The organism is Limnothrix sp. FACHB-406, from assembly GCF_014698235.1.
Taxonomy (GTDB): domain Bacteria; phylum Cyanobacteriota; class Cyanobacteriia; order CACIAM-69d; family CACIAM-69d; genus CACIAM-69d.
Map to the genome: position 1 here is coordinate 24,614 of NZ_JACJSP010000002.1, position 18,320 is coordinate 42,933.

Annotated in this window: 13 protein-coding genes; 9 read left to right on the top strand and 4 right to left on the bottom strand. The window is 55.2% G+C overall.

Annotated features, from left to right (window positions below; genetic code table 11):
- Positions 1-198 precede the first annotated feature (198 nt).
- Together H6G53_RS02020 and H6G53_RS19115 are read left to right on the top strand one after the other, a co-directional pair.
- Entirely contained in the window at positions 199-2,385 is a 2,187-nt protein-coding gene (locus H6G53_RS02020; RefSeq protein WP_190530783.1) for a calcium-binding protein, read from the top strand.
- 685 nt (positions 2,386-3,070) lie between these two features.
- Entirely contained in the window at positions 3,071-5,629 is a 2,559-nt protein-coding gene (locus H6G53_RS19115; protein ID WP_347343077.1) for a prolyl oligopeptidase family serine peptidase, read from the top strand.
- An 84-nt stretch (positions 5,630-5,713) separates the two neighbouring features.
- On the opposite strand, the gene H6G53_RS02030 is transcribed toward H6G53_RS19115, so the two are convergent.
- Complete coding sequence (locus tag H6G53_RS02030; RefSeq protein ID WP_199309099.1) at positions 5,714-6,172, bottom strand: hypothetical protein; 459 nt, start codon at positions 6,170-6,172, stop codon at positions 5,714-5,716.
- Between the two features lie 489 nt (positions 6,173-6,661).
- Here H6G53_RS02030 and H6G53_RS02035 point away from each other — a divergent pair, with 489 nt between their 5' ends.
- From H6G53_RS02035 to cysC, 3 genes are all read left to right on the top strand, one after another.
- Positions 6,662-9,097, top strand: coding sequence for a transglycosylase domain-containing protein (locus H6G53_RS02035; protein ID WP_199291367.1), 2,436 nt, complete (start codon positions 6,662-6,664; stop codon positions 9,095-9,097).
- A 46-nt stretch (positions 9,098-9,143) separates the two neighbouring features.
- Positions 9,144-9,431, top strand: a complete 288-nt coding sequence (gene psb35, locus H6G53_RS02040) for a photosystem II assembly protein Psb35 (RefSeq protein ID WP_234406981.1) — start codon at positions 9,144-9,146, stop codon at positions 9,429-9,431.
- 179 nt (positions 9,432-9,610) lie between these two features.
- Positions 9,611-10,174, top strand: a complete 564-nt coding sequence (gene cysC, locus H6G53_RS02045) for an adenylyl-sulfate kinase (protein ID WP_190353589.1) — start codon at positions 9,611-9,613, stop codon at positions 10,172-10,174.
- A 10-nt stretch (positions 10,175-10,184) separates the two neighbouring features.
- On the opposite strand, the gene H6G53_RS02050 is transcribed toward cysC, so the two are convergent.
- Positions 10,185-11,105: a PhzF family phenazine biosynthesis protein gene (locus tag H6G53_RS02050; protein WP_234406980.1), complete on the bottom strand. Its 921-nt coding sequence runs from the start codon at positions 11,103-11,105 to the stop codon at positions 10,185-10,187.
- 345 nt (positions 11,106-11,450) lie between these two features.
- On the opposite strand from H6G53_RS02050, the gene chrA reads away from it, so the two are divergent.
- From chrA to H6G53_RS02065, 3 genes are all read left to right on the top strand, one after another.
- On the top strand, positions 11,451-12,695 hold the full coding sequence (gene chrA, locus H6G53_RS02055; protein WP_099533906.1) for a chromate efflux transporter: 1,245 nt from the start codon (positions 11,451-11,453) through the stop codon (positions 12,693-12,695).
- A gap of 101 nt (positions 12,696-12,796) precedes the next feature.
- A complete protein-coding gene (locus tag H6G53_RS02060; protein WP_099533889.1) occupies positions 12,797-13,750 on the top strand; it encodes a glycosyltransferase family 2 protein in 954 nt (317 codons plus the stop codon).
- 192 nt (positions 13,751-13,942) lie between these two features.
- A complete protein-coding gene (locus H6G53_RS02065) occupies positions 13,943-14,881 on the top strand; it encodes a glycosyltransferase family 2 protein (protein WP_190530785.1) in 939 nt (312 codons plus the stop codon).
- 144 nt (positions 14,882-15,025) lie between these two features.
- On the opposite strand, the gene H6G53_RS02070 is transcribed toward H6G53_RS02065, so the two are convergent.
- On the bottom strand, positions 15,026-15,610 hold the full coding sequence (locus tag H6G53_RS02070) for a Crp/Fnr family transcriptional regulator (RefSeq protein ID WP_099533885.1): 585 nt from the start codon (positions 15,608-15,610) through the stop codon (positions 15,026-15,028).
- Positions 15,611-15,799: 189 nt separating this feature from the next.
- Between H6G53_RS02070 and H6G53_RS02075 the strand changes: the two genes are divergently transcribed.
- Positions 15,800-16,474, top strand: coding sequence for a Uma2 family endonuclease (locus H6G53_RS02075; RefSeq protein WP_190530786.1), 675 nt, complete (start codon positions 15,800-15,802; stop codon positions 16,472-16,474).
- A 32-nt stretch (positions 16,475-16,506) separates the two neighbouring features.
- On the opposite strand, the gene H6G53_RS02080 is transcribed toward H6G53_RS02075, so the two are convergent.
- The gene (locus H6G53_RS02080) at positions 16,507-18,210 is read right to left on the bottom strand and encodes a DUF262 domain-containing protein (protein WP_190530787.1); all 1,704 of its coding nucleotides are present in this window, start codon (positions 18,208-18,210) and stop codon (positions 16,507-16,509) included.
- Between the last annotated feature and the right edge of the window lie 110 nt (positions 18,211-18,320).

The following is an 18,320-nucleotide window of genomic DNA, read 5'->3' on the forward strand; positions in this document are numbered from 1 at the left end:
GCCTAGTCGTCAAGGGCTTCAGCTAGACAGTATCAGTCAACCTAAGGTAAACTTGCGCTGGCTGTACGAGTCTTTTTGGCAGTCTCAGATCAACAGAAAGCTCATAAGCTGCCTGTCACTGGATGCAACGCTGAATTGTCGATCGTTTGGTACAAGCACAGACATACAGCTACAGCAAATTTCAGAGGAGTGGAATAAGTGACTCAGTTCGGCAACAACCTACCCAACTTTTTGATTGGGTCTGGCGTAGATACCCTGATCGGTCTGGGGGATGCTGACTCGCTCGTCAGTAGCACCGCCGGCCGTAACGCAATTTTTGGTAACCAAGGCGCTGACTCGCTGATCAGCCAAGGTGGCGCTGACACCATCTACGGTGGTCAAGGCGCTGACATTATCCGCAGCCGCGGCGGCTCGCTGCTGTATGGCGATCGCGGCAACGACACGATCGTGGGTGAGTCTGTCTCCACTGGTATCATCGGCGGTTCGACTGCTGGCGGTGGCGACACCATGTACGGTGGCGAAGGCGATGACTCGCTGGTTGCTAACTCCGTTGGTCCTTCGGCTCTGTTCGGTAACCAAGGCAACGACGCACTGGTAGCTGGCAATCGGGCCGACACCCTGTACGGTGGTCAAGGCAACGACACCCTGACCTCGACCGTTGGTGGCCTGCTGTACGGCGATCGCGGCAATGACAATATCGCTCTGAGCGGCGGCTCCGGCGTTGCTGGTGCAACGGTTTACGGTGGCGACGGCGACGATGCAATCACCGGTGGTGGCCGTACCCTGCTGTTCGGTAACCAAGGCAACGATACGATCACGGCTGGTGCCGCTGACTCCGTATACGGTGGCTCGGGTGCTGACGTGTTGACCGCCAGCGGCTCGGGTGCCTTCATCTCTGGCGACCTTGGTAACGATATCCTCCGCAACACCGGTGCTAACAACACCCTGGCTGGTGGCGAAGGCGACGATACGATCACCTTTGACGGTGGTGCTGCCTTCTCGACCGCTTCCGGTGGCGGTGGCAAGAATTTCCTGCAAATCCTGCCCACCATCACGGGTTCGGGTAACGTGCTGATTGCCGGCAGCCTGGGTGACACCCTGGTCGGCGCTGGTGCGAACACGATCCAAGGTGGCGCTGGCGATGACTCGCTGGTCTCCCAAGGGTCGAACGTCACCCTGGTGGGCGGCGCTGGTCGCGACACCTTCAACGTGTTGGCAGGTGGTGCAATCTCCGGTTTCAACCCTGGTGAAGGCGACACGATCATCTCGGGTACCGCTCCCTTTACGATCATTGCTGGCAGCACTGGCTTGTTCCTGACCGGTACCCCGAACCGCGATACCCTGACCGGTGGCGCTGGTAACGATACCCTAGAAGGTCTGGGCAACGCTGATGTGCTAACCGGTGGCGCAGGCGCTGATGTGTTCCTGTTCCGGGGCGTTCAGATCCGCGATGTTGCTTCGGTTGCCTTTACTAACAATGCAATTCCTGTTGCTGGGACGATTGGCGAAGGAACCAACCCGCTGACTCCCCAGACGGTGACATACTTTGTTAGAAACCCCGGTATTGGTGCTCCTGAAGCTCCGGGCACTGCTGCCATTAGCACTGCTGGTGCTTCGTTTACCTTCTCCAGCGGTGCTGGTACGATCGGGATTGTCAGTGGCGTTGGTACTGCCGGTACCGCCCCGATTTCTATTCCCACAAGTAGCCTACCGACCTACGGCGCAACTCTAACAATTGCCTATGGCACAGCCGGTGGCTTTGGTACAGGGGTCACTCCTCAGTTCGGCTCTCAAGCCCCGACGGGTACTAATTTAGTTCCCATTCAAGGTTACGGCTACTCGCTGTCTGGTTTCGATACGATTACTGACTTTGAGGCTGGGGTTGACCAAATTCGCTTGGAAGGTCGCCTCTTCTCGAATGGAACCAGCGCTCCGAGCGCGAATGATCCTGGTCAGTTCCTGACGGTCGCATCAGTTTCCGGAACTAGTGTGACCAACATTGCTGGCAAAGATGCTCTGTTGTTCTACGCTCAAGACACCGGCATTCTGTACGGTCGCGCAGCTACCTCTACCTCAAATGCAAACCGAGCAGGTAGCTTTGGCACCCAGTTCTTCTATGACCCAACACCCCGGGTTACAGCAGGTACTCTTGCTAGTACCAGCTGGAATGGTACTAGCAGCATACTGCTGCAGAGTGGGGGATCTCCGACAGTTGCAAACACCATCGGTACGGTGCAGTACATCATCCTACCGCAATCGCCCCAAGTGCCCACTGCGTTTGCGGGTACTAGCACCAATCTCCTGCCGATTCCGTTCGCGCAAGTGCTCAAGGGCGGTGCACCTGTCACCGACCTGACCTACGGTCGCGATATCGTGATCTTCTAAGGTTTGGCAGATTGACTCTCAAGGCAGGGTTTCGACTCTGCCTTTCCTCCCCAGCTCGGATTCCGGGTCTGGGGAGTTTTTCTTTGGGTGTGTAGGGACGATCGCCCGCTTAAACCGTGTCAGAAGGTAGGCAGCAGTCGTTGGGGAAAATGTTAGAAATTGATCAGGGTTCTGAAATATTTGCAAATTTAGTCAAGCTAGCTATATTTTTGACGCGGTGCTTTCCGTAAGTCATTACTATGTCAAATTCAGGATATTAATCAATGGCTGATCAGGGTTAGGTTGTGGTGAAATCCTAATCTCTGATTTAAAAAATGCCAATTTGTCTATGTAAAAAATGATGCTTTTGATTGCGTCCCATTGGTTCTACTCACGGAAATCGGATCGGTTATAAAGGATCTGTAATCAGGACTAAGATGGGTTAATTAGGCTCTTAAAGTCATTAAACCTAGAACGAAATTAATGCCTTTAAGAGAATTCTTGACCGTAAAAACGGGGTCGCCTTGTATTTGTTAATTGAGTTGAGATCTTGCTTGTGTTGAGCATGATCCGACTGGGATGTCAGCGTGGGGTTTATTGATTCGAGTATTGATTTTTAAGGGGCAAACAAGAACGCGGTCATGGTTGATGCGACTGGTGGAGTTGGATTGCTTGCCGTTTTTGATTAGTCAGGAGTGTGAGGCCTGTGGTGGATGGAGATCGATCGAGCCGATATCGATCGCGCTGGTGGTCAGTTCTGGGATGTTTGGCCACAGTCATGGGTTGGGGATGGGTTGAATCATCGGTCTTGGCACAACCATCGGTGAAGTTACCGTCGGTGACTGGAGCGGCCCGTTGGCAACCCGCACCGCCACCGATCGATCAAATGCTGAAAGCACCGGCCACGCCGATCGTGATGGTTTCCCCTAACCGGCGCTACACGATCGAGCTGTTACCGGTGGGGATGGCGGCCCTTGTTGATCTGGCTGCTCCGGCTTTACCCTTGGCCGGTTTGCGCATTAATCCCCAAACGAACGGCCCCTCGCTGGGGACTTACTATCGCGGCATAATAATTACTGAGCTAAGTACAAGACAACGACAGGCGGTATCCTTACCGGCTAACAGTCGCCTCAGTAATCTGCGCTGGTCACGGGACGGCCGATCGCTGGCCCTAACTCAAACAACCGATCGCGGACTGGAATTGTGGGTCATTGATTTGGAAACGGCTAGCCCCCGAATGTTGACGGGGCCAATTTTGAATGGGGCTTATGGGTCGCCCTGCGATTGGTTGCCGGGGACAGAGGGCTTGGTTTGTAAGGTCATTCCCACCGATCGGGGTGCGCCTCCACCCATGCCCGTGCCGCCCGAGGGGCCGATCATTGAGGATCACGACGGACAACGATCGCCCAATCGCACCTACACCAATCTGCTCAACAGCCCCCATGATGAGGCCCTCCTGAGGCATTACCTAAGCGCCACGATCGAGCAGATTGATCTACAGGGTCGTCGCTCATTACTGCTCCCACCGGATTTGTACGACCACGTTACACCCTCGCCCAACGGTCAACATCTGCTGGTCGAAACGGTGGAAACGCCTTTTTCCTATAAGGTACCGATTGATCGTTTTCCCCGTCGCATTGCCTTGCATCACCTCAATCAAGGGCGAAACCAAGGAAACCAAGGGCGATCTCAGATCTTGACCCGCTTGCCCTTGGCGGATAACTTACCGCTCGGTTTTGATGCTGTGCGACCGGGTAAACGGTTATTTGGGTGGCGAACCGATCGCCCCGCCACGCTCTATTGGGTTGAAGCCCTGGACGGGGGCAATCCAGGACAGGCCGCAACCGATCGGGATGCTCTCTACGTCCAGGAAGCCACTGCCTTGGATCAGCCACCTCAGCGGCTTTGGCAGTCCTCATTTCGGTTTCGCTATGCCTGGTGGGGCAATGGCAACCTGGCCCTGATTGAGGAATTTTGGTTCGATGAACGGCGGGTGCGGTTGTGGCAAGTGGCTCCCGATCGCCCCGGCGCGGCCCCCGTGCTGCGGGGCGATCGCAACTATCAGGATCGATACCGTGACCCCGGCGACCCCTTGATGGCTCAAGGGCCCTATGGTCTTGAGGTGTTGCGGCTGGCGACCGATCAACAATCCCTTTACCTCGTGGGTCAAGGGGCCTCGCCTCAGGGCATCCATCCGTTTTTAGACCGCTGGAACTTGGTAACCAATCAAACGGAACGGCTGTGGCAGGCCACTGATCCTTACTATGAATATCCGATCGACCTGCTCAGTCAGGGTCAACTGCTCACCCAACGGCAATCCCAGCGCGAGGCTCCCAATTACTTTTTGCGGAACTTAGCCAGTTCCGAAAGCCCAGCCCAGCCCTTGACCCAATTTGCCGATCCCATCCCCGCCTTGGCTGACATTCAGCAAGAGATTGTCTACTACCAGCGGGCTGATGGTGTTCCCCTCTCCGCCACGCTCTATCTGCCTCCCGGTTACGAACGCGATCGGGATGGGCCCTTGCCCATGGTGTTTTGGGTTTATCCCGAAGAATATGCCGATCGAAACACCGCCGGGCAGGTCACCACCTCCGCCAACTTCTTCAGTCGCCCTGAAGCCGATTCACCCCTGTTTCTGTTGGCCTTGGGCTATGGGGTGTTGCTCGATCCTAGCCTCCCGATCGTGGGTGAAAACGGCGCAGAACCCAATGACACCTACATTGAGCAACTGATCGCGGGAGCCGAAGCGGCGGTGAACTATGTGGTCGATCGCGGCATTGCCGACCCCAAGCGATTGTTAGTGGGGGGCCATTCCTACGGAGCCTTCACCGTGGCTAACCTGCTGGCTCATACCAATCTCTTCAGGGCCGGGATTGCCCGTAGCGGAGCCTATAACCGTACCCTCACCCCCTTTGGGTTTCAGGGCGAACAACGCACCTACTGGCAAGCCCAAGAAACCTATACCCGTCTGTCTCCCTTCACCTTTGCCGATCGCATTAATGAACCCCTGCTCCTGATTCATGGTCAGCGGGATTCCAACCCTGGTACTTATCCCATTCAAAGTGAACGGATGTATGATGCCATGCGCGGATTAGGGGGAACAGCGCGGCTGGTGCTGCTGCCCTACGAAGACCACGCCTACGAGTCCCAGGAAGCGATCGGTCATGTGTTGTGGGAGATGGCCCGTTGGTGTGATTTGTATATTGGCACTTCCACAGTGCAGCGGTTGCGGATGGATTTTCAGCAGGCCCATGCCCATCCCTAGAGCTGTGAGTTTGTCCCGACTGGGCTGGGCAATCCTGACTCGGCAGTTCTGAATCCCTCTCAACCAGCTAGCTGACCCCCAAGGCTAGAGCACTTGATGGGTGTAGGCATGTTGCTTCACGTTGTCTTCGGGGCGCACCATGCTGTTGGCGTTCAGAACACGCTTTCGATCGACTGAGTGATTCAAATCCGTGCGCTGTTGCCCGATCGGGATGTGTTGTTGGGCGCTGGGTCGGCTGCGGTAGGTGCGAGCCGCCGCGATCGCCCGTGGTTCAAAATCAGCACACCAATGGGATTCGGGCGGGAACCCTTCCGGCAACTGTCCCGCCGCACTGGCAGCCAAAGCCGCTTCGATCGGCAGGGCGATCGCCCACTGATAAGAGGTGGGAATGCCTTGCAAAATCGTTTCTAGGGCTGCTGAAGGAATCGGCTCAATGAGGCTGACTGACTGCAACTCGCCCTCTTCTTTGAGAAAGCAAGTGGCCAAGCCCAAAACCAAATAATCTTGATTGCTTAAGTCGGTGACGTGGGAGGGAAGGCTCATAGAGCAATCAATCAACTTCATGAGTTTTGGTCAGTAACCCAGCTTAAGGCCACGATCATCGCGATCGAATCGGTCTTGCATCGCCTCAACTCGTTCTCTCGTCAACATTTCAGCCCCTAGATTCCCCGCGCATTCGGCCTCTTAGCTTTGGATTTACTTTGGATTTGCACTAAATTTGCTGCGAACCAGTCAGCGTGACATCGTTCTAGGCGATCAATTCGATTTGCCAGCACAAGACCGTTCCAGGCGATCGCCCCGAATCCAAACCTTCATCGGCATGATGCAGATTTTGCAACTTATACAGAGGCAAGCAACAGAGGCAGATATTACCCAATGGCTTCTACACTCTAAATCAGCCCAAAGTTAGACTTCATAAGTCATTGAGCGACTTTTTTCCTCAGACTTCCTTGGGGTCATGTTAAGTTATTTGCCAACCGGCGGGCCGCATTCTCTCCTCCTGCACCGACGGGCCAGCAACGAGGAAAAGCTGTGAGTCAATCAGATTCGGGATTTACAGATTTACCACCAGCCCCTAGCCAGGGTGGTGAGGGATCGACAGCGACTCCGGCTGATCCATTGCCAACGCTGCCGCCAACGGTTGCCACACCACAACGGGCAGCCTTTCCTTGGCCTTGGTGGTTGCGTTTGCCCTCCCGATCGACCCGCCACCCCTCCGATGGCCGTCCCCGCTCCTTTGGTAAATATTGGGGAATCCTGATTGGGATCAGTTTTTTAGGTGGCAGCACTGCCCTTGGCTGGGCCGGCTGGCGTTCCGTCAAAGCCTTTGAAGATACTCTGCCTTCTGCCCAAGATGTCTTCACGTTTTCCCGAGATGGCACGGTCACGATCATTGCTGCCGATGGCACGATTTTGCAGCAACAGGGGCCCGCAACCCGGGAAAAAACGCCCCTGAAGCGAATTCCCAAAAAGCTGCTCCAGGCGTTTATGGCCGCTGAAGATCGGCGGTTTTATGAGCATGACGGGGTTGATGCGATCGGGATTTTGCGCGCTTCCTGGACCAACCTGCTCGCGGGAGAGGTGGTGGAAGGTGGCAGCACCATCACCCAACAGCTAGCACGGATTGTTTTCCTGAACCAAGAGCGCAGCGCCACCCGCAAACTGCGAGAAGCGCTGTTGGCGGCCAAAATGGAGCGATCGCTCACCAAAGACCAAATCGCCGAAAGCTACCTGAATTTGGTCTATCTCGGCTCCGGAGCCTATGGGGTTTCCGATGCGGCTTGGGTTTACTTTGGCAAAAGCCTCGATCGCCTCACCCTGGCGGAAATGGCAACCCTGGCCTGTTTGGCTCCCGCCCCGAGCTATTTTTCGCCCCTGGTTAACCCGGAAATTACCAAAGAGCGCCGGAACATTGTGCTCGATCGAATGGTGGTGGCCGGCTTCCTGAGCGCGGCTGAAGCGGACGCAGCTCAAAGCGAGCCAATTACCCTCAACCAAAAAATTCCGCGCCGCCTGATCGTCACGGCCCCGCACTTCACGTCCTATATCCTGCAAGAGCTGCCCAAACACCTGCCTTCGGAAGTGATTGAGCGCGGCGGTCTGACCGTTGAAACCACCCTCCGCCCCGACTGGCAAACAGTCGCCACCCGCGCGGTGCAAGAGGCTGTCCAAAAACGCGGTCGATATCAACGATTTTCCCAAGGGGCTTTGGTGGCGATCGATCCGCGCACCGGGGAAATTCGAGCCATGGTGGGCAGCGGAGACACCAATTTCACCGCCAGCCAATTCAACCGCGTCACCCAAGCCAAACGGCAGCCCGGCTCCACCTTCAAAACCTTCGTCTACAGCGCCGCCATCCAAGCGGGGATGTCTCCCTATGCGGGTTATGCGGACGAACCCTATCGCATTGGGGGATACGAACCCAAAAACTTTAGCGGTAAGTTCTCCGGTTGGCAGTCAGCCACTGCGGCTTTGACCAAATCCGTGAACATCATCGCCCTGAAGGTGATGCTGGATGTGGGGCGGGAAAACGTGATTGACCTGGCCCGCAAGATGGGCATTCAGTCAGAGTTAAAGCCCACCTACTCCTTGGCCCTGGGGGCTTCGGAGGTGAATTTGCTGGAACTGACGGCGGCCTATGGCACATTGGCCGCTAAGGGTAAACATTTCCCCACCTACGGCATTCGGCGGATTCGCGATCGCCGAGGTCAGGTGATCTATGAAAACAAAACGACCCCCGTCGTAGCCTTGAACACCAACGATGCGGCGATCATCAACTGGATGTTGCAGCAGGTGGTGAATGACGGAACTGGGGCCCCCGCAGCCCTGGAAGGTCGCCCGGTGGCGGGTAAAACCGGCACGTCGGATAAGGCGCGGGATCTTTGGTTCATTGGCTTCATTCCGCAATTGGTGACCGGTGTTTGGTTGGGGAATGACAATAACCAACCCACCTATGGAGCCAGTGCGGCGGCGGCGGCCACTTGGAACGACTTCATGAAAGAGGCCGTGAAGGGGTTCAAGGTGGAAACCTTTGACAAGCTGCCGAACCTGTCTGGCCGTCGCTTCCGACCCAAGAAACGGGCTGATCGGGGTTCCCGGGAAGGCCAGGCCGCTTCCGAGGACGATCTGAAGCGTCGTCAACGGGAGGAGCGCGAAGAGGAACCCCGGAGCGGCAGTTCATCGGAGCGTTCCCCGCAACCCCGGAGCGGTGAATCGCGATCGGGTCGTGGCGAAGAGAGCCGTGGTGAAGGTGAGCGCCGTTCCCCGCGTTCCAGTGCCCCAAGTCCGGCGGTAGCCCCAGCCCGCTCCAGAACTTCGGAACCGGCGACCCCGGTTCGTTCAGCACCCGTTGCCCCACCGCCGCCGCCCGTTGCCCCGCCGCCCCCGGCTGCACCGCCGCCGCCCCCGGTTGCACCCCCACCACCCGTCGCACCCCCCACCACCAGCGACGGCGGTGGTAGCCCTTAGGGTATTGTTGTGTTTGGATAGTGGTTTGTAACTTTTTGTAATCCTTATGGACACCGCCCTGTTGTTTGGCCATTCCTTGCCGACGTTGTTTGGCTCGTTGGTGACCTCCCAGTTGCTGGCACTGCCCGGCGTGAGCCAGGGTTTTCCTTGGGCGTTTGTGGCGGTCTATGTTGTGGGGTTCATTGCGGCGGTGTCGATCGGGTCGATCGCCTGGTACAACTCCAAGCGTCCGGCGGGCTGGGAAGGCAGAGACCGGCCCGACTTTGTGCCCGACCTGAAACCAACGGACAAGGAAGAGACCACCAATTCACAAGATTCATCTACGGCTGAGTAATCTTCCCGATCGGGGCGGGCTGCTGCCGCGTGGCTGTGCGGGGCCGCCCCTGGAGGCCTAGCCAGGCGGATAGAGGCACTTTGACAATGCCTTTGAGAGTCTTTCGCGAATTCATTCAAAAATCCCCGCGTCTTTAGACCGGGGAGTGTCAATGAGACGCACTTTTAAAGCAGTTTGATATGGAATCTTCAACGGCAAACCCAGCTTCGACGATCGGCGCAACCATTTGGTTAACGGGGTTGAGTGGCGCGGGCAAAACCACGATCGGGCAGGCCGTGGCCGAGGCCCTCAAAGCCCGGGGGCAGCGCGTGGAAATTCTGGATGGCGACCTGGTGCGGCAACACCTGAGCAAGGGCCTGGGGTTCAGCAAAGAAGACCGCGATGAAAATATCCGGCGCATTGGCTTCGTGGCTCATCTGCTGACTCGGAATGGGGTGTTTGTGGTCGCTTCCGCCATCTCGCCCTATCGCGCCATTCGCCAAGAGGTGCGATCGATGATTGGGCAGTTTGTGGAAGTTTATGTCAATGCCCCCCTGGCGGTTTGCGAATCGCGGGACGTGAAGGGCCTCTATGCCAAGGCGCGGGCGGGCTTGATTCGAGGCTTCACGGGCATTGATGATCCCTACGAAGCGCCGGAGCAACCGGAGGTGGAATGCCGCACCGATCGGGATTCCCTAGAGGATTGCACGGCACAGGTGTTGGCCGCGCTCGATCGTTTGGGTTATTTACCCAGCCAGGACTAGGCAGCCAGAATTAGGCGCGATACATTACCCCTTCCGACACCAGCACCGAGCTGCCCCCCACGCGCACCTCGGTGATATTCCCTTGGGCGATTCGTACCGTCACAGTTAATTCGCTGGGCCGCTGAATCGCCGCCCCCTGGGCAATGGCCCAAGACGGTTCGCCGTCGGGAAACGATCGCCCCTGAACCAAATAGCCCCCCAAGGCTGCTGCCGCCGAGCCGGTGGCGGGATCCTCCGCAATGCCCAAGGCCGGAGCAAACATTCGTACCGTCAGGGGGCGATCGCCCGTTAACCCCGTCACCAAATACAACTGGGGGGCTGCCGTGGATCCAAAGGTTTCTTCCCAGGGGCCGATCTGCAAGCGGGCCCGGTTCAGGGCCGCCAAGTCGCGCAGGGGAATCACCGTGAAGGGCAAGCCACAGGAAGCCGTGGCCGGTTCCCAGCCCGGCACGGTCAAATCCGCCACCGTTAGCCCGATCGCCCGAGCCATGGCCGCGCGATCTCCCTGCCAGGGTTCCACCACCGGCAATTGAGCCACGGTTAACTCACTGGCGATCGGTTGTCCCGCCCGCGATCGCACTGTCACCGGCACGGGCCCCACCCCTTCCTCAAAAATCAAACGAGTGTCATCACCCGTGAGGCTAATTTCGCCAATTTTGGCCAAAACATAGCCTGTGCCCACCGTGGGGTGGCCAGCAAAGGGAATTTCGCCCCCTGGCGTAAAAATGCGCAGCCGTCGAGTACCCTGGGGCGTTTCCGGCGGCAAAACAAACACCGTTTCCGACAGGTTCAGCTCTCGGGCGATCGCCTGCATTCGTTCCTCGCTCAGGCCGCTGGCCTGCGGGAACACCGCCAGGGGATTGCCCCCAAAGGCTTGGGTTGTAAATACATCGGCCGTGTAAAAGCGATCGCCGATCGGGGAAAGGGTCAAGGTCAAAGTCTCCAGCTTGCCAACACCACCGCCTGAGCCGGTGGAAATTATTGATTTGAAATTAACCGTTTGCAATTAACCGTTTGCAATCAAACTTCTGTGATTATGTGATTATTGGTGATTAACCGTCTGCAATCATCCGTTCATTAGCCCGATCGAACTAAAACGTTGCCGCGTGATTTTGCAGCGCCATTGTGCCCAATCAACCCATTGAGCCTACGATCCCTGACTGTCCAAATTGCCCGATCGCTAATCAAGAGCAATGTTGGCCAGAATACCTAGGTTCGATCGCCCTGTCCGTTAGGCTGCTGGGATGTGATGGTTTTGATGGAGTTTGCTTGGCCCATGACTGCCGCATCGCCCACCCCTTCCTTGCCCGATCGACTGCGGGAACTGGCCCGCCTCTTTCTTACCTTGGGTGTGACCGGGTTTGGCGGCCCCCAAGCCCACATGGCGTTGATGAATGAAGCCGTGGTGGTGCAGCGGGGTTGGCTAACGGCGGAAGAATTCACCGAAGGCATTGCCGTTTGCGAAATGTTGCCCGGCCCCGCCTCCACCCAACTCGGCATCTACATCGGCTATTGCCGTGCCGGTTGGCTCGGGGCCCTGTTGGCAGGCCTCTGCTTCATTGCCCCCGCTTGGGTGATGGTGGTGGCCCTTGCTTGGGCCTACTTTCGCTATGGGGCATTACCGGCCGTTTCCGCCCTGTTTTTGGGCATTTCCCCGGCCGTGGTGGCCATTGTCTTGACCTTTTGTTGGAAATTGGGGCGCAAGGTTTTGCTGGGCGGCGATCGCCCTTGGATCCGCTGGGCGATCGCCCTGGGCACTTTTGGGCTGCTGCGGTTCAGCACTGGGGGAATCTTGTGGGCCTTTGTCTTGGCGGGACTAGCCGGGTTGGTGTTTTTTGGGCCGCGCCGCTCCGCCTTAGGGGCGATCGGCCCTTGGGGCATCTTGCTGCCCACCTTTGTTGCCGCCTTGCCGCCGGAATCCCTGACCGTTGCCAGCTTTTGGGGTTGGGAACGCATCCACACCTACGGCCCCGAACTGATCAGCACGTTCTTGCGGGCGGGAACCCTGGTCTTTGGTGGTGGGCTAACGATCGTGCCCTTGCTGGAATTGGAAGTGGTGCAGCGGTTGGGCTGGCTGACCCGTCCCGAGTTCTTGCACGGCGTGGCGATCGGGCAGGTCACCCCCGGCCCTGTCCTGCTCACCGTCGCCTTTGTGGGCTACAAAGTGGCCGGTGTTCTCGGGGCCCTCGCCGCCACCGTCGCGGTTTTTCTGCCTTCCTTTGGCTTTGTGGGGTTGGCCGCGCCCCTGTTGCGGCGATCGCGCCATAATCCTTGGGTACGCGCCTTCTTGCAAGGGATCACACCCGCCGTGCTCGGGGCCATTTTGGCGGTTACTCTGCCTTTGGTGCAGGCCGCTCTCCAAATCGATCGGGGGGTGGCTTGGCTGTCGGCGGCCACCGGGGCACTCTTGATTTTGGGAATGGTGGGCCTGTTGCGGTGGCGGTTGGCGGCTTGGCAGGTGTTGGCCTGCGGGGCAATCGCAGGGGTGTTGTTGGGATTGGTTCCCGGCGCGATCGGCTAAGTCTGCCCCCTGATCCAGTTCGCAGAAACCTGAACGCCAGGCCAAAGACAGCGTATCCTGAGAGCCGATCCCTGCTGCTGCGACCTTTAGGCTCTTGTTCTATGAACCCGCGCTACTCGCTGATTGTGCCCATTTTCAACGAAGAGGAAACGATCGCAGAGTTATATCGGCGCGTGGTGGCCGTGGGTGAGCAATTGGATGGGCCCTTTGAGCTGGTGTTAATTAATGACGGCAGCCGCGATCGATCCCTAGCCATGATCCGCGAGCTGCAAGCCCAAGATTCTCGGGTTTGCTATCTCTCCTTAGCCCGCAATTTTGGTCACCAAATCGCTGTCACGGCCGGCTTGAACTTCTGCCGAGGCCAAGTGGTGGTGATTCTGGATGCGGACTTGCAAGACCCCCCGGAACTGATTTTTGAAATGCTCGAACAATGGCGATCGGGCTATCAAGTGGTCTATGCCCAGCGGGTTTCCCGTCAGAAAGAAACCTGGTTCAAACGGTTCACCGCCTATGGGTTCTATCGCTTGCTCAAGCAACTGGCGGATATTGAAATTCCCACCGATACGGGGGATTTTTGCCTGCTCGATCGCGCCGTGGTGGACTTGCTCAACACCATGCCCGAACGCAATCGCTATATCCGCGGCCTGCGATCGTGGGTGGGCTTTCGACAAACCGCCGTGCAGTTTCACCGCGATCCACGCTTTGCCGGAGAAGTGAAATATACCTTCCGCAAATCGGCGCGGCTGGCGATCGATGGGTTAGTGTCCTTCTCCAAAGCGCCCCTGCGGCTGTCGGTTTACCTGGGATTGCTCTCCGCTGCGATCGCCCTGGTCATGGCCGCCATGGTTTTCTACTGGCGCATTTCCCAACCCCAATCCCCCGTTACAGGCTTTGCCGCGATCGCGATCGCCATCTTCTTCCTCGGAGCTGTCCAGCTCGTCAGCATTGGCATTTTGGGGGAATATGTGGGGCGAATTTATGAAGAAGTCAAAGGCCGCCCTCTCTATACCCTGTCAGAAGTCATCGGGTTCGATCGCCCCGCAAAATCCAGTTAAATCCCAGTTCAATCAACCCTAGGAACCGCACCACCACCCGATCGCCTTGATGACTCAGCTTTTTTCATCAGAGGGCACTTTTACTTTTAAAAATCATCCTTTTCAAGATTATCAATTTCAAAGTTATCAATCAGCACACATTTCCCAAGATAATTCTCAGATACTCTCTAGCGGTTCGACAGGGTAAACACCGTGAAACCTCGCTACTCGATTGTGATTCCAATTTTTAATGAAGCAGCAACAATCTTGGAATTATGGCAACAACTCCGCGCCACCCTTGATCAACTAGCAGATTCCGCTGAAATTATTTTTGTAGATGACGGTAGTGTTGATCACTCTGCCAAAATTGTGCAGGATTTGATCGATCGCGATCCTGAAGTTCGCCTCTTGCAGCTCTCTCGCAACTTTGGTCATCAATGCGCCCTTGCTGCTGGCATTGATCACGCTCAAGGGGATGCGGTGATCTTAATGGATGGTGATTTACAAGATTCACCCAGCGCCATTTTATCCTTCGTGGAACAGTGGCAAGCGGGCTATGATGTGGTTTATGCCATTCGTCGTAAACGCAAAGAATTCATCCTTAAACGCCTTGCCTTTCGATTGTTTTATCGGCTCTTAAATTATCTGTCTGGGTTAACCTTGCCCCTTGATGCTGGAATTTTCTCGCTCATGGATCGCAAAGTGGCGGCGGCTCTGCGATCCATGCCCGAGCGTAATCGCTACCTCAGCGGTTTGCGGGCCTATGCTGGGTTTCGGCAAACGGGAGTGGTGGTGGAACGGGGGCCCCGCTTCAGTGGCGAACCTCGGGTTACTATCAGCAAATTGTTTAAATTGGCCTTTGATGGCATCTTCTCATTTTCCGTCATTCCCTTACGAATTACGGTCTATGTGGGTCTGCTTTGTGCGCTGATTGCCTTTGCCTTGGGGTTGATTGGTCTCTATTTCAAATTTGTTTTGGGCCATAGCTTTCTAGATTGGGCCTATGGTTTGACCACAACCTTTTTCATGGGAGGAATTCAATTGGTTTTCCTAGGAATCTTAGGAGAATATATTGGTCGAATCTATGACGAAGTAAAACAGCGGCCCTATTACTTAGTCAGTAATCGGCTGGGATTTCGAGATTCAGCTTAAGTTCCCCAATTCACTTCCCCAGAACCTGCGATGAATCGTGGCTAGGAATCATGGCTAGGAATTGATCCTCAATCAATTCCTAGGTCTCCCACCAATCATGATTTGCCGGTTGCATCTGGGTGCTATTGCGCGATCGAGGGAGAACTAGATTTCGTAGTGCCATGTTCGATCGGGGCACAACACAATTCGATGGAGCGATCGGGTGACTAATCCTTGGCGCTCTAACTGCCCAAAGGCGCGGGTGATGGTGACTCGGGTGGCTCCCAGGAGATCGGCAAAATCCTGATGGGTCAGCCGCAAGTCAATCTCGCGACCATTTTGGGTGTTGCGGCCGAAATGTTGCCCCAGCCAGTCCAACAATTTCAGAAGCATCATTTCAACGCGCCGATAGCTGCGGATGGCTAGCAGTTCCTCGGTGCGTTGGCTGCGGCGTAACAGGTCTGAAGGGTTGGGGGCCCATTGACCGATCGGCACAGACCGCACCTTCACATCTGTCAGACACTCGGCGTGGTGGTGAGCCACGTTGGAGAGGGGCGCGCCCACCCAGTCGCCGGGCCCCCACAGCCCCAAAGTGACCAAGGATTCGTCATCTAACCAAGCCAAGGTGCGCACCACGCCGGATTCGATTTGCCACAGGCGATCGGGCGCGAGGGGCAAGGGCGATCGCCGCAAAAACAGGCGGGTTCCTTTGGACAGAAGAGGATGATGGAGGGAAGCAACAGCGGTCATGGCTAATCTGACGGCTTAATAAGCCGGTTTTCCGATCGACTAACCGTAGTTTAGCCGATTGGGGCCGAATAGCCATCAATGGTCGTCAACCAATGGCCATCAACTGTTGATTAGCCCTGTTGGCCGGTTGCGATCAAACGCCTCGCTACACTGGAAACAGTCACCGCCCGATCGCTGGGGGACTCTCCCATGACCCTTGCCACAACGCCACCACCAGCCACCATTACAGATCCACCGCTGGATCAATGGTTGCCCGCCACCTGGGACAAATTCCTGGCGATCGCCCATGACCCCGCCGCCCCACCTGATCGCCGCAGCTACTACCACAACGGCCGGATGCGCTTTGAGATGACACCTTTAGGCCATGACCACGCTCGCCAAAACCTGCCGCCCACCGACATTGTGGCATTCTACGCCTTGGTACGGCAGATGCGAGTGGTGCGCTACTTGAACGTGAGCTTGCGAAAAACCGGCGCTCAAGAATGCCAGCCCGATTTATCGGTTTATGTGGGCGATCGCCCCGAGTGGCCACCCAAGGGCAACGAGCCGATCGACCTCGATCGGTTTGGGCCGCCGGACTTGGTGGTGGAAGTGGGAGCCAGTAGCTTCAACGACGATCTCGGCCCCAAGCGCTTGCTCTACGAACAATTGGGCGTGCGGGAATATTGGGTGATCAACGCCAATGAGCGACAGGTGATCGCTTTCGCGATCGCCGATCGGGGCAGTCGGGCGATCGAGGAATCCCAGGTGTTGCCGGGGCTGTCGATGGAGATCGTCGCGGAGGCCTTGGAGCGCACCGATCGCAACGATGACGCAGACACAATCCGCTGGCTGATGGAGCAATTCCAGGCGATCAATTCCTAGGATTAAGTAGCGAAATTAATTGGCAATTGCTTCTAGGTCGCAAAGTCCGATCGCCAGATGTGTACTGCTCGCTTAGCCAGTTGTTTCTGGCGATTTGCCAGCGCATTCGGAGTCCATTCTTCAGCCAAAATTCCTTGAGTTAGGCGATAGGCACTCGTTGGATAAACATCCCGCTTGGTGGTGTAAGGCTGGTTCCCAATTTGGCGATTCAGAGGCGGCTCCAGGGGAGTTAAATTACCCAGTCGGTACACCATATCAGTGATTTGAGAATCGGTAAAATCATCGAGCCAATCCTGCTCCGGTGATTCAGGCAAAATATGTTCGATCGAGAAACTTTCTTCATCGATTGGTGGATCAGCCACGTCATTTTCAAGTTTCCACAGAATATAGCAAGCTAATTTTTTCTTTTGCCCTCTCGTAGAAACCGTCAGCAGCTCGAAGTCCTGTGCAAATTTCTCATCAGAAACATAAACTGATCTCAATTGTTCAAAGACTTGTTTAGGAGTTGTAATTTCTGAGTTTTGAATCGCGATCGCAACCTGGTTATAAACCTTCTCTAGCTCACTGGGATTCAGACCACAAACAACCGTATATCGAAAAGACAACACGCTAATCAGCTTCAGCAGTCGTGTGAAGTCTTCATCAGAAAACTTGCCGTGAGCAGCAAATAAAATCGGATAAGCCTGTTTCACACGAAATAACTCTAACTCTCGGATATAGATCCGATTAACAGGTGTTTCGCGCCAAAAATCATCCTGAGCATTGCCAAGAGCAACAAATAGGCTGCTGTAGCTTTCAAGTTGGTCTATTAGGTCAAACACTTGGTGACCATTTTTGACAGATTCTCGAACAATTTTGAAAAGTCGTTCTCGTCTAACCCATGGCTGCTCAAGACTGAGATAGTACCGCAGGAACTCAGGAAATTTCTCCATTCGAACGGTATTAATAATCATCTGCCATTGGCGCTGTAGTGCCTTCAAGTCACCCGGACTTCGTATTAGCGAGAATAGATAATTTTTAAGTAAATCTGTTGAACTGAGCTCCAGTCCCCGCGCATTTAAAGTCTCAAATACTGTATAGGCATTGAGTTCATCTTCTACGCTGATTTGAATAAATAGTAGCCGACGAGCAATAATATCTGTGAGGAATTCAGCAAGATTTTCCCCACTTTTCACTATTTCTGGATGTTGATCAATCTGTTTTGAAAAATATTCAAAGGCTTGCCAAATGAGTTGATTTGATTTGGGAAGAGAGCGAATATTTCTTGGTTGCTTCAAATTAATTAGATAATCTTGGTAAAATCCATCATTATTGTCATTCAAACGAATCTTGCTTGAATAACGTAATGAAATAGAATCTTTATCACTCAAATAGGTTCGTTTCAAAATTTCTTGTCTCTCCTGATTTTCCTCTGGTTTGTTGCCCTGACTTGCTAGAGTTTTAATTTTATTAATGACTACAATTGCGATAATACTCAGAGTCGCTAATCGCTGTTGACCATCAATAATAGTAAATTCTTTATCAGACTCTCTAGAATTTTGTAGGACGATTGCTCCCATGTAATGGCTAGTCTTGGGATTCTGGTGTAAGCCCAAAATATCCTGCCAAAGATCTTCCCAATTCTCTTCAGTCCAAGAGTAATCACGCTGGAATAGCGGAACTTGATAACGTTTACCATTGCCCAGTAGGTCGCCAAAACTGGCGGTGCGGGTATCAAGCAGGTGGATCGGAGCCATAGATTAGGTTGAGCGCTATTTCTTGTGCCTACTGCTGAAATTATAGGGCTTTACAAACTTGGCAAAATCATCGCCTGTTGTACCCAGCCTGTGCGATCGCTAGCCGGGAT